This window comes from Bacillus sp. SSR7 (genome assembly GCF_055902415.1).
Genome location: NZ_JBVVXV010000001.1, coordinates 99,068 through 113,551, shown reverse-complemented (window position 1 = coordinate 113,551; position 14,484 = coordinate 99,068). Strand labels below are relative to the sequence as shown.

The following is a 14,484-nucleotide window of genomic DNA, read 5'->3' as shown; positions in this document are numbered from 1 at the left end:
ATACTTTACTCTCTAGCCTGCTTTCTGCTATTTTTTCGTAACAACATCATCTACAATCCCATATGCCTTCGCTTCTTCTGCAGTCATAAAATAATCTCTTTCTGTATCATGTGCTACTCTTTCAATCGGTTGCCCTGTTTTTTCTGCAATCATTTTATTAATATCATGTTTTAACTTTAAAATTCTTTTTGCTGTGATTTCAATTTCCGTTGCTTGCCCTTGTGCACCACCAAGCGGCTGATGAATCATAATTTCACTATTTGGGAGTGCAAACCGTTTTCCTTTTGCACCTGATAATAATAGCAATGCACCAAATGATGCTGCAAAGCCCATGCATAGCGTTTGCACGTCTGGTTTGATTAAATTCATCGTATCTAATATGGCAAAACCTGCTGTCGTTGATCCGCCTGGGCTATTAATGTATAAAAATATATCTTTCTCTGCATCTTCTGCTTCTAAAAATAATAATTGAGCTACGACACTACTCGCTACTTGATCATTTATTTCTGAACCGATAATAACAATACGGTCTTTTAATAACCTTGAATATATATCATAGGAACGTTCTCCTAATTTCGTTTGTTCTACAACATATGGAATTGCATTCATTTTAAATTCCTCCAATAATTGTTATGCAACGCAAAGCATACAACTGTAGGAAGAAGGTTGTTTCACATTAAATAATAAGACTGGCTGTTTAGATGGTAACTTAGTAAAATCTATTGTCGGAAGAAGTTTCGTTAACAATTCTGGTCTTTCCTCACGAATAGATGTTACAACAACTTCCATATCATCTGTGAATTCGACTATCTCAATCCCTTCTTCACTTACAGTTTTCACCCTATTTCTACTCCGAAACAAAGAAGCTTTTACTGCCCCTTCCGATACGGAACATACTTTAGCAATATCAGCGATACTATATCGAAAAACATCCTTTAATAATAAAATCGTGGATTGCTGTACATTTAATGAAGATAATACTTTCCCTACCATTTCATGCAAATCTGCAATATTCTCTTGTGGCTCTTCAAAAGTGATTTGTTCTCTTATTTTTTCATGAACAGACTTAGACTTCATCTGATCTAACCAACAATTTCTTGCTATTTTATAGACGAGTGTCATACAAATATCTTTATTTCTATATTTTTGAAGTACTTTACACACTGTTTCTTGGGCGAGATCTTCCCCATCCCATTTGTTTTTCGTTAAAAAAGTACAGTATCTTTTTAACTCTCCATATTGCTCAATTAAAAAATTTATATTTGAATGATTCATATCGATATGATTCTTTAAAATATGAGTAACTTTTGTGCACAAAATAACCACTCCTTTTCAGCGCTTACTTAATTAACGATTCAACAAATAAAAAAGTTACGGGGCATAAAAAAAAATTATGTTTATGTTCAATAATTCGCGGTCATAAATATGTTATGTACCATTTTACGTGAGGAGGAACAAATTTGCCAAAATTAACAATTGAAGGTACGGGAACTTTTGATGTAAAAGAAGGCACAAAATTAGTATTAGCAATTGAAGACAACGGTGTAAACATACTCCATCGTTGCGGCGGAAAAGCACGTTGCACAACTTGTAGAGTAGAAATTATAGCAGGTGATTTTTGTGAAGCGAATGCAAATGAAAAAAATGCGATGACGGAAAAAGGGATTGAAGATCATTTACGATTATCTTGTCAAATGCGTGTACATAAGGATATAGTCGTTCGTCCGGTACTTACAGTTGAAAATTCAGGTCTTGATGCTGGACCACGCCCGGCGGAGTAAATCGATGAATTTAAAACAACTCGCTGGTGAATATACTGCAGCCTTCGTAAAAGATGGAATGAAGATTGGGCTTGGTACAGGTTCTACCGTATACTGGACGATAGAAAAATTAGGTGAACGTGTAAAAGAAGGACTATCATTTCAAGCTGTCCCGACATCAAAAGAAACTGAAGTATTAGCTCAGCAACTAAATATCCCACTAATTTCATTAAACGACATACAAAGCCTTGATCTTACAATTGATGGAGCGGATGAAATTGATTCAAATTTACAATTAATAAAAGGAGGCGGTGGCGCATTACTTCGTGAAAAAATCGTTGCCTCCTCATCTAAAGAACTACTTATCATTGCTGATGAATCAAAACTTGTAACGCATTTAGGTACTTTTCCATTACCTGTTGAAATCATACCTTTTTCATGGAAACAAACCGAAAGTAAAATTCAATCTTTAGGATGTCAAACAACGTTACGCTTAAAAAATAATGAAACGTTTATAACCGATAATAATAACATGATTATCGATTGTATATTCCCTAATCATATTTCTAATCCTACCCATTTACACACTGAATTAAAAATGATTACTGGTGTAGTTGAAACTGGATTATTTATAAATATGACGAGTAAAGCAATTATCGGGACTGAAAATGGGATAAAGGAGTTATAACGAGGGCTGACTGTTTAAAGTCAGCTTTTTAATATGCTCTTCTTCTCTTAATAGCACTTTATTATGATATACTATGAAAACATACGCACATCACACTAGAAAGGACTGAACAATTTGCACTCCAAACTCATAACAGAACTTACAGATTTAGAAACTGCATTTCACATTCGAAAAGAAGTATTTGTAAAAGAACAAAATGTCCCACTTGAAGATGAATTCGATATGTTTGATGAAATCGGAGAGAAATGTAAACATATTTTAGTTTATTATAATGAGCTTCCTGTAGGTACAGGCCGTATCCGATTTGTTGATGGCGCTGGTAAATTAGAACGCATTTGTATTTTAAAAGACTATCGTAAATTCGGTTTAGGAAAAGTAATCATTCAAACGTTAGAAGAAATTGCTCGTAATGAACAAGCTACAAAAGTGAAACTACATGGTCAAACACAAGCTGAAGGATTTTATAAAAAACTAGGTTATCAAACTTCTTCTAATGTATTTATGGAAGATGGCATTCCGCATATACTTATGACGAAAATGTTATCATAATAAAAAGAGTAGTATATGAAACTACTTTATGTATTCATATACTACCCTTTTTTATTAATAGAAAAATGAATTCTCAAGATGTCCTTTTGCATCAAAGCCCATTATCTCTTAGTTTATATCTTAGTAAAGCTTATACTGTTTTCCATAATGATAAGGCATAAATCCAGTTTGGATCCCCATTTCCTTTATAACTCTGGACTGCTTCATATACTTTTCCCTCGTATAGAACTCTATCTCCCTTTTCATATGCTTTCGTTGCATTCCATTCTTCATATGAAGCGCTTTCAGTTTTTGTAGTAATTGTGAATATATCACTCTGTACAGATTCATTTCCAGCTACATCAACAGCTTTTACTACATATTTATAAGTAGTATTAGAGAGTAAATTTTTATCCATATAAGAAGTCGTATTGGATGTTGCAATCTTTTTCATTGATCCTTCTTCTTCTCTATAAATATCGTAATGGTCTACACCAATGTTATCGTCAGAAGGACTCCACATTAGATCCACACTTGAAGATGTTGTTCCCATACTATGTAATCCTTTTGGTTGTGTTGGTGCTTCTGTATCGGGAGCCTCAACTGCCGTTTTTACTGTAAGCGTTACACTTTCTTTCGAAGCATTTCCAGCTGCGTCAATTGCTTTTACAGTATAAGAATATTCCGTGCTTGGTTGTAATTTTTTATCAATAAAATGAGTGCCCGGTACTGTATCGATCATTTCTCCGTTACGGAAGATTTGATATCCTTTTACCCCTACATTATCCGTAGAATCGTTCCAAGCTAGTTCTATACTATTCGCTGTTACTTTTTGTGCCTGAATTCCATTTGGAATACTTGGAGCCTCCGTATCTGTTTTTATGTCATTGATGAGATTAACATCAATAACATTATAGAATGCATTTGCTGTATCAGCTACATCCCATACTGCTAAAATCACATGATATCCACTACGATCAGTAGGCACATTGATTTTGTGCGTTAAATGATTTGAAGCCGCAGAACCATCATGTTGTACAGTTCCAATTGGTTCAAAATCTGCTCTTGTTAGCGCTTTATTTGGGTTCCATCCTTTTTTAGTAATATAGTAATGCCATTTGCTCGTTAAGTGAGGCGCTGTATACTTCCAAGTAAATGTATTTTCTCCACCAGTGATTGTATTTTTAAACCAACGATCTGCTGTTTGTTGATCTAAAATACCACCAAATTTACCACCTGCAGAAGCAATTTTTCCATCAATTGGGCCACCCTGCGGGAAGCCTTTTGGAGCTTCTAAACTTTGTGGTTCATACATAATACTTCCGCAGTTTACATTCAGTGCACCATAGGTTGGACTACATAAAGCAGATCGGCTGCCAGGCTTTTCAACAAAACCGTGCGCGTATGCGTTTTGAGGAATAAGTGTCGTGCCAATAATTCCAGCTGTTAATGCAACAGCTCCTAGACTTTTTTTGTTCATTTTCATGTTTTGTAGTTGTTTTAATAATCGATTATTCATATTCCTGTCCCCTTCTTGTTATACTTTGTAGTGTAATGTGGGCTTCGATGTAAAAGAATAACAAGAGACAATCTTGCATCGATGTATGTGTTACTTATGCATACACCGCAGTGAAAATATATTTCTTTTTATGTGAAATATTTCACTTAATGAATATATCATGACATAGAAATCACCAAAACATGTGCAGAAGTTGTGCAGAAACTGTGAAAGCATTACTAACATGTAAAACTATGGCCAGAATTTATAAAACAAGATATTTAATCTTTCAAAACAATTGATTCTCCGCTTCATATAACAGAAGAGTGTCTATATCATTTCATATAGACACTCTTCTCATGTATAATATTCCATTTATTACTGACCTATAAATGTAAAAATCTCATCAGTAGCTTCCTTATAGCCACCAGATTTTCGAAATGACTCCTTCAAATGCAACGCAGCTTCTTTATATGATGGATTATTTAATACAAGTTCTACACTTTTACGTAGTTGTTCTACAGTTAATTCTTTCATAGATAACTTAATTCCAGCTCCTAGATTCTCTACTTGCTTTGCGATTACTGGCTGATCTGCACTTTGCGGAATTACAATGAGTGGAATCCCGTTATATAGCCCTTCATGTGTACTGTTCATTCCACCATGTGTAATAAACAACTTTGTATATGCAAGTAGTTTCGTTTGTGGTACATAGTTTTTCACAATGAAGTTTTTAGGAATGTTACCTAAATCACTTATGTTCGTTTTATTACCAATAGACATCACAATTGTATGCTCGCTATTCTCGAACGCCTTCATACAAAGTTTATAAAAATCAAGCGCTTCATTAAAAACAGTGCCTAGCGAAATGTAAATCGGGCTTTTTTCTTCAATTGAAGTAAAATCAAAGTCTTCATTTTTTACTTGTGCAGAAATAGATGGGCCTACAAATTTATATGTTTCATTAAACGTATCACCGAAAGGTTGAAACTCTTTAACCGTATACACAATAGTGAGTGGCGCTGGGTTACAAAAAACTTCATACGGTGAGTTTATTTCAACACCATATTTTTCTGAAATTCCTTTTGTTAAGCGTTCAAAATCATTATGTATGTTATCTTGAACTTCCACTGGTATATTTTTAGACAAGTGATCTAACATTTGTTCAAATGATCTTTCATCCTGCGCAAAAGATGTACAAGAATTTATTGCTGGAAGCTTTAGAATTTGAGCAATTAAACGACCGCACCCAAACATCGAATCGTGAATGATGTAATCAAACTGCTCCCCTTCAATTTTCTCTAGAACACTAGGTATTACAATATCTGCTGTATATAAGAGACCATTTATTCTTTCTTGCAAATAATTTCGACCACCGGAAAGAAATGCTTTTATAAATCTTTGTTCGTCAATTGTTCTTACAATAGCCCCTGTTTTTTCAATACGTTCTCTGAAAGCTTCTATTGAAAAATAAACTACCTCTTCCCCGCGCGAAACTAATTCTTCTACAACTTGCAACGTTGGATTTATATGTCCTTCTGATCCAGTATTAATGAATAAAACACGTGCCACTTTAAACACTCCTTAATTTAAATCTTCTCTATATTATTTTGCTCTTATAATTCTTCTAAATGGACTTAGCGAGCCTAAATCCAAGGTCATCTATATAAAATGTTGGATGACTACGGCGACGACAAGTCGCGCCACAACCTCTAGCTTTTTCAGCCCAACTACCACCTCGAAAAATCCGGTATGATCCATACACCTTTTCATCATACAAATCATAGCACCATTCCCAAACGTTCCCTACCATATCATAAAGTCCCCATGCATTCGGTTCTTTTTTACCGACGGCTTGAATTTCTCCATTTGAATTTTCATTATACCACGCTATTTTCTGGAGTTCGCCATATGTATATCCTGGTGTGCCTGCTTTACATTCATATTGCCACTCTGCTTCTGAAGGTAATCGGTACCCATTTGAATCTAAATTGCAACTAACAATTTGACAACCGTCATTAATAGAATAATATTCTTTTAACCCCGCTTTTTTTGAAAGTAGATTACAAAACATAATGGCATCATTCCATGAGATATTTACAACTGGTTTGTTTTTATCTTTGGATAAATTTGAGGTATGATTTGTAATCGCATCATACAATTCCATCGTTACAACATACTTTGCAAGAAGAAACGAATTAACTTCGACTTTCCATTCTTTCTTTATTCGATCATCTCTTAATTCTACTTTTCCTGCTGGAATTTTCAACATATTAGAATCAACTAGCCTAATAAATCTATCCAATTCTATACCCCCAGGTTATTTCTTTTTATAATCTAACTATTTATAGCATCGTACTTCTCTAAAAATAGTCTTACTTCATTTGTAGATTTTAAAATAATAACATCTTTATCCTTACTCAATTGATTTAACTTCTTTAAAATTGTAGGTCGCTTCGTCTTACGATATTCCCATATCCATTTAAAAAATTGCAAATCAAACCTTTCTTCACACCCAGCCCCCATATCTGGTCTTGTTTTATTCCGATATTGTACAATCCTTTTAAAAGCTCGATATATACATATTGTTCTATGAATATCAAGAAAGATAATGGTATCAGCTGCGTTCATTCTTATGTCCATAGTCCCGCCATAATTCCCATCAATAATCCACTCATCTTCTTTAACTAATTCATTTTGAACCTTTCTTTGCTCTTCTTTCGGTACCCCTTCCCAGTTCGGTTTCCAAAATAGTGCATCAAGATGATGTACTTTAATATTTAGTTTATTTCCTAGCTGTTTTGCTAATGTAGATTTTCCTGAACCACCAGAACCAATTAATATAATTTTTTTCATTTTCGTACGACCCTTTCTATTGACTCTTCAATAGCCTCTTTATTTGCAAAAATCCAAAAAAATATCTCTTCATTTAACTTTAGTAAATCTTTTAGCTGGACAAAATAAGCAATAAATATAACTTGAATAGAAAGCATGACATACCAAATAGATTGTAGTTCTTCTTTCGTTAAACTGTTTTGTTTATTATACCCTTCAAAGATTTTGCTGATGATATGTTTCCACTTCTCTCTTAATGCTTCATCACTCACTATATAACTCACTCAAAATACTCGTACAGCAATAACATAAATCAAATAATCTTAAATTACTTTCTACTAGTTCAAAATCTATAAATCCTTGAAATTCATTATCTTTAAAAATCACATTCGATAAGTGCATATCACGATGAATAATTTGTTTTCGTAATGGGTGGACCTTTTCCTTAAAATCTGTATGTATTTGATTCATTTTTCGAATTACATCCTGATGAACATGCTCATTCTTTTCTAAATTAGGTAAAGCCCATTCGTATACCAATTTATACAAATCTCTTTTTGCTAACTCATTATTACTATTCACCGAATTAAGTGCTTGGTGTAGATTAGCTATTTCTTCTCCAATTAAGCTTCCTAGATTTTTCAGATTTTCTGGATCCTTTATTTCAAGTACACTTCCAACAACATATTCGTATAGACAATAATACCTCTCTTTATAAACTACATACTTTTCACTATTACTTGTTTTCACTAATTTTTGTACTTTAACCCCTTTTTCCTCAAGCTGTTCTAATGCGTTTATTTCAACTAAAAGCTGTTTTATCGATCCCTTCTCCTTTAAAATATAGGATTTATTATTACAATGAATCTTTATTACATTTGCTTTTATTTCAGTAGTTGTGACATCATAATCATGAAACCAAAATTTCACAATTTCTAATATATCCTTCATAATAAATATCCCCCATTTAAACTCACTTATTTCTTCCGTAAAATCAACTCAAAAAGAAATCCTATTCCAACACCAATTGTGTAAGCCACTAAATCACTCCACAAAAATCCATAACCTAACACGAGTCCACCTAAAGTCGTTGCACGAATGCTATCTATCCATTCGGCATGGTACAATTGGCTCACTTCAATCCCGTAGCAAAACATTAAACTAATAAAAGCCAATTTCTTCGTTTCTATTTTAGGAAATAAAAATCCGAATCCAATGAAAATCATTAACGCCCATAAAGCATCACCTAAATAATCATTTAATAGAGTCGGCAGCGCAAAAGCAAGCTTTCTTGAACTAAGCCCTAAAATAATAACAAGGATTGTAAACGTTGCGTATAGTAATCTATTTCGTTTCGTATTCATTTCAAAACTCCTAATTCATCATTTAAAACTGCAAAATAGCTAGTAAAATATAATCATTTTACTAGCTATTTATTAACTGCTTTAACAATAAGAAAATGTGGATTTGTATTTAAATAGTGATAAGATTTTTCATTTACTTCTTTCATCTTTTCAACTGGCCTCGGTTCAACCATTTTTTCTATCACAAAACAATTTGTTGTTTCATTAATTATGTCTTGAAGTGACCTTCTAAAAAAACTAACTTCTATTGTAATATTTTGTTTAACCCAAGTATCTACCAATAGTTGTTTTTCGAAATAATTTTCACAAGTAAACTTTGTAAAGTCCATAAAAGGATGATGAATAAAGTATATAAATTCTCCACCTGGCTTCAGTACGCGACGAAACTCCTGAAATACTTGATTCCAATTTTCTAAGTAATGAAGAGTTAACGAACTTACAATTACATCAAAAGTATGATCTTCAAACGGTAATACTTCTTGCAAGTCATGACAAAGAAACGTTGCCTTATCACCCATACTTTCCTTTGCAGCTTTTACCATTTCAGAACTTACGTCAATTGCTGTTACATTTGCTCCACTTTCTACAAATTGAGAAGTATACCATCCAGCTGCACACCCAGCATCTAGCACACTCTTCCCTTCTAATTTCTTTGGAATCATCTCTATCATCGCTGGTCTTTCATAATAGCTGTTATATGGATTTGCGACATCTAGATTTTCTTTATATGTACTCGCTAATTTATCATATGTATCTTTAATCGTGTCTTTCAACACACCCACCCCTTATCCATATTAATCTAATAACTCTTGCTGCTTTTTCTTTGAAAATGACTGCAGAACTAAATCATACGACCAATCAATCATCTTATTAATTTGCTCCTGCTCTACATCTTTATGTATATACACTGTATTCCAATGTTTTTTATTCATATGATACCCTGGAATGATTGTTTCTGAATACTCTTCTCTTAATCTTAGCGCAAGTTCTGGATCACATTTTAATGTTATTGCCGCTTTTTCGCCTTCTTCATGGTTCAATATCGCAAATATTTTATTGTTAAGCCTCATACATGTTGCATTCCAACCATCAGGAGAATCTTCTGTCGCTTTTCTTTTCGATAAACAATATGCTCTTGTTACCTTCATTCTAATTCGCACCTCATATTTCTTTCACTATTTGATTACGATGCATCACAATTTGTTTCGTCGCTTGAAATTGCTGTTGACCATAAAACTTTATAAGTTTCTCTCCACAAAATAGGCTCACAATATCGATATGAGATATCTCTTCAAGCAACATTGTAAGCATCTTCTCACCAATACCTTTATTTCTTACACTCTCATGCACAACAACATCTTCTATGTACGCTCGAAAAACACCATCTGAAACAACTCTAGCAAAACCAATTAACTCATTTTCTTTCCATACCCCAATTGCTATACTGTTTTTTAACATTTTTTGAATATCGATTTCTTTTCTTTCTGGCCACCAACCGACAGAATCGTAAAGCCTCTTTAATTTTTCTGAACAGATTGGTTTCTCATCTTGTAATTTATACGTATACATTTTCTTTCTCCCATCTAACATAATATAAATTATTATAAACGATTTTATAAATTTATATTATGGATTTTACAATTGCAATATAAACAATTCTCTAATACCTTTCCTATCTCCTCTATTAAGTTAGATTATTTCAAATTAACGAATTTATGGAAATACAAAACAACTAATAAAATATTTACCTATTAAACTTTGAATCACTTGTAAGAAATGGTAAAGTTAATAAGGTAAAAAATACATTAAGTGAGGCGATTTTTTGAAAAAGTTTAGTTTATTACTAACAGCATTTGTCATGATTTTAACATTGTTCATTCCAAATCTTACAAGTGCTAAAGCTTTCCCAGATGTCCAATCTAATCATTGGGCACTTAAGGAAATTAACTATTTATCGGATAAAGGTATCATTAAAGGTACACCAGAAGGAACTTTTAAACCGGGTGATGATGTAACTCGTGGACAAATGGCCTTAATGCTAGATTTATCATTAAAATTAGAAAAACCATCTAGCTATAATCATATTTTTTCCGATGTAGCCAAAGGTATCTATTACTATGATTCTGTACATAAGTTAGCACATAATAACATTGTACAACGTGAAACAAACTATTTCCCTGACCGTTCATTAACTCGTGCAGAAATGGCAGTAGTTTTAGTTAAAACTTTTAATTTGAAACCTACAGGTGCAGACGTCAATTTCCCTGATGTTCCATTTAATCACTGGGGTTACAATTATGTCAAAATTTTAGCGCAAAATAATATTACCGCTGGATTGCCTGATGGTACATTTGGTCCAGATGTAAAAGTAACTCGTGAGCAATTCGCTGCATTTTTAGCCCGTGTATTAGAACCAAATTTCCGTCCTGCTCTTCCTAAGCCTAAAGGAGAGTTAGAAGTTCATTATATTGATGTAGGACAAGGTGATGCTACTTTTATTAAATCTCCAAGTGGCGAAACGATCCTTATTGACGGTGGTAACAACGGAAAAGGTAAAGTAGTAGCAAATTATTTAAAAGGATTAGGATTCCAAACTATCGATTATATGATTGCTACTCATCCTGATGCCGATCATGTAGGTGGATTGGATGAAGTACTTTATGCTATGAATGTAAAAAACGTTTACGCACCTAAAGTAAGCCATACGACACAAACGTTTAAAGACTTTTTAACTGCAGTAGCTAACAAAGAGTTAACTATTAAAGAAGCGAAGTCTGGAGTAACTTTACCAATCAATGGTTTAAACTCACAATTTTTAGCTCCTGTTAAAGAATACGGTAACGATCTAAATGAGTGGAGTGCTGTATTAAAAGTAACACATGGCAGCAAATCTTTCTTATTTACTGGTGATGCTGAATCTAAAAGTGAAAAAGATATGCTTGCAACATATGGTTCTAACCTAAAATCTGATGTATTAAAACCTGGTCACCATGGAAGTAAGACTTCTTCTTCTCAACCATTTTTAGATGCAGTGAAACCAAGTATCGCTGTGATCAGTGCAGGTGCAGGTAACCGATATGGCCATCCCACACAGGAAACTTTAGCAAAGTTAAATGCAATGTCTGTTAAAATATACAGAACTGATTTAAACGGAACTGTAATTATTACTAGTGATGGTTCTAACATTTCTGTAAGAGCGGAGAGATAATTATGAAAAGAGGTATTATTGACCGTTTTGAAGGCGAACTAGTAGTTATTGAAGTGAATAACGTAACAATTGATGTACCTAAATCCAAACTCCCTTCCACTGCAAAAGAGGGTGATGTTCTTATAATAGAGGATGATACGTATACAATTGATAAGGACGAAACAGATAAAAGAAGACGTGAAATACAAGATTTAATGAATAAGCTATTTGAATAGTAAAAAAAGAAAATCCTTGTAATACGAATCGAACTATTTCTTCGCATAATTGCATCAGATTGATTAGTTTCTATAAACTAAAAAAAGCATCGCCCTATTGGCGATGCTTTTAAAATCCACTTTTCTTGCAAAACACGAATACTATAACCTCTTCTCTAAAAAGTGTTGACTATGCCCTTTAGGATGATCTTCAACAACACCATATTCTCGGTAGCCATGCTTTTTATAAAACTCTGGCGCTTGAAAACTAAATGAATCTAATAATATTAATCTACAACCTTTTTCCTTCGCAATGTCTTCAATTTTATGTAATAGTTGACTACCATAACCATCATGACGAACTGAATCATCAACCCATAAAAAATCTATATGAAGATGATAAAAATACATCGTTCCTGTTACTCCGCCAAAGATTTTCCCAGCCTCATCTTTCAGAACAAAACTTACTTGTTCCATCGGCTGTTTTGCTTCATCTGTTAAAATAGACATGTTATATTGAATGACTTTATTCTTTATATATTCTCCTTCTATGCGAGTACCATTCTCTATGCGTTTCATATATCTCTTCCTTTCAACTTAGTAAGCTACCTCTCATTTTTACTTTTCCTTTTTAAAATACTAATAAATACGAAACCACCATAAATAACAAAGCATGAAAAGCCAATTATACCTGGTACAGAAACATAGCCTATTCTTATGTAACTTATAACTGCAAAACAAGCGATAGACAGTAAAATAGATGGCCAAAATAAAAGAGCTGTTTTTCTTCGTCTCTCTTTCTTCTCAGAAACACGTGTACCAAAAAGTAATACAATACAAATGAGGATCGCTGCAAAATAAATAGTATCTAATGACAAATTGTGATCGTATAGTGCGATACCCACTTCAAGAGCAATAATCGTTACAATTAACATAATGATTGTTGATGTCTTTAAGTTTCTTTTCAATTACTCACTCCTAGCGTACTTTCACTATATTCTTTGTATATGTACTTCAAAGCTACTACAAAAGCTTCATCTACCTCTTTATTTTCACGTCGATTCGGTAAATCTTTTCCCCCAATAACATAAAGAAACGGGAATTCGTTAAATATTCCTATTATACCAATATTTATTGCAGCTGAAGATAGTCCACCTGTCATATGAGCTAAGTGATATGAATGTATTCCTTCATATTCACCTTGCTGTCTTACCATGCCGCTAATAATTGGTTCCCATAATTCTGCTTCTGATTTATAACCCTGAAAAATATGTACTAAAAGTGAAAGAACTTCATCTAATTCTCCAATATTTTTCTCATCTTTAGCGTCCTCTTGTATATGAATTTTTGACAAGTACGTTTGGGCATACATTTTCACAGCATCCCATCCACCACAGTACATTACAACTGACTGTGCAACGTAACTATCATGACATGCTATCATCACTTCTACTGCTTTACTAAGTGTTAAAGTCCTTCTTCCTTGTAAATGTGGATACAACTGCGCACTATCTTCATTTGGATTAAATTTAACATGATGAAGTATATCATGCCAATTACGTTTATTTTCCTTCACCATTTGCGCTACTACAAATCCGATTACTACTTTTGCTGCCGATGCTAACGGAATATTTAATTCACTATTATATGAAGCAACTATACGATTACTTTTTGTAGAATAAATAGCTATCCCAACATGATCAGATTGTATCTCTTTCATTTTTTGAATGACAGTTTCCATTTTCATTCCTCATTTCATATCGTTTTATCACCTTTAATCATTCAATATAGAATGTAAAAACCCCTTTTTTGCAGATTAAATAGGCTTTTACAATAAGAAAAAGGTAGCATGAATTACTCCTTGCTACCTAAAAGATACATGTTTACGAAAAATCTCTATTCTTCTAAAGGATTTTTAGGACCATTAAGCTCCAATTGATAAAAAGCTAAATCTAGCCATTTATTAAACTTATAACCAGCCTTTTTAATCGTCCCTGCATGAACAAATCCATAGTTTTCATGTAAAGCAATACTTTTCTCATTTTCCGCATCAATTCCAGCAATTAAAGTCATATATTCTCTTTCTTTTGCAATTGTGATCAATGCTCTCATCAAAGAAGTTCCAATCCCACATTTTCTATATTCCTTATCAACATACACAGAATGCTCAATTGAATATTTGTAGGCAGGCCAAGCTCTAAACGGACCGAATGTCGCAAATCCTACTACTTTATTATCTAGTTCGTATACAAAAATCGGATAACCATCAGCCTTTTTTTGTTCATACCAATCTATTCTATTTTCAAGGGTTACGGGTTTATACGTATATACAGCAGTTGTATTCAGTATCGCATCATTATAAATATCTAAAATGTATATTACATCTTTTTCCGTTGCTTCCCTTATCAT

The 14,484-nt window shown here is 33.3% G+C and carries 19 protein-coding genes and 1 pseudogene; 5 read left to right on the top strand and 15 right to left on the bottom strand.

What is annotated here, in order from left to right:
- Window positions 1-27: 27 nt before the first annotated feature.
- Together clpP and AC0NJG_RS00665 are read right to left on the bottom strand one after the other, a co-directional pair.
- Complete coding sequence (gene clpP / locus AC0NJG_RS00670) at window positions 28-609, bottom strand: ATP-dependent Clp endopeptidase proteolytic subunit ClpP (RefSeq protein WP_000991625.1); 582 nt, start codon at window positions 607-609, stop codon at window positions 28-30.
- Between the two features lie 21 nt (window positions 610-630).
- Complete coding sequence (locus AC0NJG_RS00665) at window positions 631-1,317, bottom strand: RNA polymerase subunit sigma-70 (RefSeq protein ID WP_474062753.1); 687 nt, start codon at window positions 1,315-1,317, stop codon at window positions 631-633.
- 143 nt (window positions 1,318-1,460) lie between these two features.
- Between AC0NJG_RS00665 and AC0NJG_RS00660 the strand changes: the two genes are divergently transcribed.
- The 3 genes from AC0NJG_RS00660 to AC0NJG_RS00650 all read left to right on the top strand — a co-directional run bounded on the left by AC0NJG_RS00660 (window position 1,461) and on the right by AC0NJG_RS00650 (window position 2,997).
- The gene (locus AC0NJG_RS00660) at window positions 1,461-1,781 is read left to right on the top strand and encodes a 2Fe-2S iron-sulfur cluster-binding protein (RefSeq protein ID WP_087953472.1); all 321 of its coding nucleotides are present in this window, start codon (window positions 1,461-1,463) and stop codon (window positions 1,779-1,781) included.
- Between the two features lie 4 nt (window positions 1,782-1,785).
- A complete protein-coding gene (rpiA, locus tag AC0NJG_RS00655) occupies window positions 1,786-2,448 on the top strand; it encodes a ribose 5-phosphate isomerase A (RefSeq protein WP_087953471.1) in 663 nt (220 codons plus the stop codon).
- Window positions 2,449-2,562: 114 nt separating this feature from the next.
- The gene (locus AC0NJG_RS00650; protein ID WP_088328280.1) at window positions 2,563-2,997 is read left to right on the top strand and encodes a GNAT family N-acetyltransferase; all 435 of its coding nucleotides are present in this window, start codon (window positions 2,563-2,565) and stop codon (window positions 2,995-2,997) included.
- 130 nt (window positions 2,998-3,127) lie between these two features.
- On the opposite strand, the gene AC0NJG_RS00645 is transcribed toward AC0NJG_RS00650, so the two are convergent.
- The 9 genes and pseudogenes from AC0NJG_RS00645 to AC0NJG_RS00605 form a co-directional block, all read right to left on the bottom strand.
- Window positions 3,128-4,495, bottom strand: coding sequence for a lytic polysaccharide monooxygenase (locus AC0NJG_RS00645; RefSeq protein WP_087953469.1), 1,368 nt, complete (start codon window positions 4,493-4,495; stop codon window positions 3,128-3,130).
- Window positions 4,496-4,852: 357 nt separating this feature from the next.
- Window positions 4,853-6,046, bottom strand: coding sequence for a macrolide family glycosyltransferase (locus AC0NJG_RS00640; RefSeq protein ID WP_087953468.1), 1,194 nt, complete (start codon window positions 6,044-6,046; stop codon window positions 4,853-4,855).
- A 55-nt stretch (window positions 6,047-6,101) separates the two neighbouring features.
- Window positions 6,102-6,746 (bottom strand): formylglycine-generating enzyme family protein, encoded by a 645-nt coding sequence (locus AC0NJG_RS00635; RefSeq protein WP_474062874.1) that lies wholly within the window; start codon window positions 6,744-6,746, stop codon window positions 6,102-6,104.
- A 65-nt stretch (window positions 6,747-6,811) separates the two neighbouring features.
- Entirely contained in the window at window positions 6,812-7,330 is a 519-nt protein-coding gene (locus tag AC0NJG_RS00630; protein ID WP_087953467.1) for a DNA topology modulation protein, read from the bottom strand.
- Window positions 7,327-8,260: pseudogene (locus AC0NJG_RS00625) on the bottom strand (phosphotransferase enzyme family protein). The gene AC0NJG_RS00630 and the pseudogene AC0NJG_RS00625 overlap by 4 nt, the downstream one beginning before the upstream one ends.
- A 26-nt stretch (window positions 8,261-8,286) precedes the next feature.
- A complete protein-coding gene (locus AC0NJG_RS00620) occupies window positions 8,287-8,673 on the bottom strand; it encodes a ribosomal maturation YjgA family protein (RefSeq protein WP_474062752.1) in 387 nt (128 codons plus the stop codon).
- Window positions 8,674-8,738: 65 nt separating this feature from the next.
- Window positions 8,739-9,446, bottom strand: a complete 708-nt coding sequence (locus tag AC0NJG_RS00615) for a class I SAM-dependent methyltransferase (RefSeq protein WP_474062751.1) — start codon at window positions 9,444-9,446, stop codon at window positions 8,739-8,741.
- A 21-nt stretch (window positions 9,447-9,467) separates the two neighbouring features.
- On the bottom strand, window positions 9,468-9,821 hold the full coding sequence (locus AC0NJG_RS00610) for an MmcQ/YjbR family DNA-binding protein (protein ID WP_048554798.1): 354 nt from the start codon (window positions 9,819-9,821) through the stop codon (window positions 9,468-9,470).
- 13 nt (window positions 9,822-9,834) lie between these two features.
- Window positions 9,835-10,242: a GNAT family N-acetyltransferase gene (locus AC0NJG_RS00605; protein ID WP_074602917.1), complete on the bottom strand. Its 408-nt coding sequence runs from the start codon at window positions 10,240-10,242 to the stop codon at window positions 9,835-9,837.
- Window positions 10,243-10,495: 253 nt separating this feature from the next.
- Here AC0NJG_RS00605 and AC0NJG_RS00600 point away from each other — a divergent pair, with 253 nt between their 5' ends.
- Together AC0NJG_RS00600 and AC0NJG_RS00595 are read left to right on the top strand one after the other, a co-directional pair.
- Window positions 10,496-11,881: an S-layer homology domain-containing protein gene (locus AC0NJG_RS00600; RefSeq protein ID WP_474062750.1), complete on the top strand. Its 1,386-nt coding sequence runs from the start codon at window positions 10,496-10,498 to the stop codon at window positions 11,879-11,881.
- Between the two features lie 2 nt (window positions 11,882-11,883).
- A complete protein-coding gene (locus tag AC0NJG_RS00595; protein ID WP_087997252.1) occupies window positions 11,884-12,096 on the top strand; it encodes a DUF3006 domain-containing protein in 213 nt (70 codons plus the stop codon).
- 141 nt (window positions 12,097-12,237) lie between these two features.
- Here the strand turns inward: AC0NJG_RS00595 and AC0NJG_RS00590 are convergent, their stop codons facing one another.
- The 4 genes from AC0NJG_RS00590 to AC0NJG_RS00575 form a co-directional block, all read right to left on the bottom strand.
- Complete coding sequence (locus AC0NJG_RS00590; protein ID WP_044792169.1) at window positions 12,238-12,654, bottom strand: GNAT family N-acetyltransferase; 417 nt, start codon at window positions 12,652-12,654, stop codon at window positions 12,238-12,240.
- Between the two features lie 26 nt (window positions 12,655-12,680).
- Window positions 12,681-13,043: a hypothetical protein gene (locus tag AC0NJG_RS00585; protein ID WP_074567961.1), complete on the bottom strand. Its 363-nt coding sequence runs from the start codon at window positions 13,041-13,043 to the stop codon at window positions 12,681-12,683.
- The gene (locus AC0NJG_RS00580) at window positions 13,040-13,816 is read right to left on the bottom strand and encodes a serine hydrolase (RefSeq protein WP_474062749.1); all 777 of its coding nucleotides are present in this window, start codon (window positions 13,814-13,816) and stop codon (window positions 13,040-13,042) included. Before AC0NJG_RS00580 ends, AC0NJG_RS00585 begins: the two co-directional genes overlap by 4 nt.
- A gap of 155 nt (window positions 13,817-13,971) precedes the next feature.
- Window positions 13,972-14,484 (bottom strand): GNAT family N-acetyltransferase, encoded by a 513-nt coding sequence (locus AC0NJG_RS00575; protein WP_000617502.1) that lies wholly within the window; start codon window positions 14,482-14,484, stop codon window positions 13,972-13,974.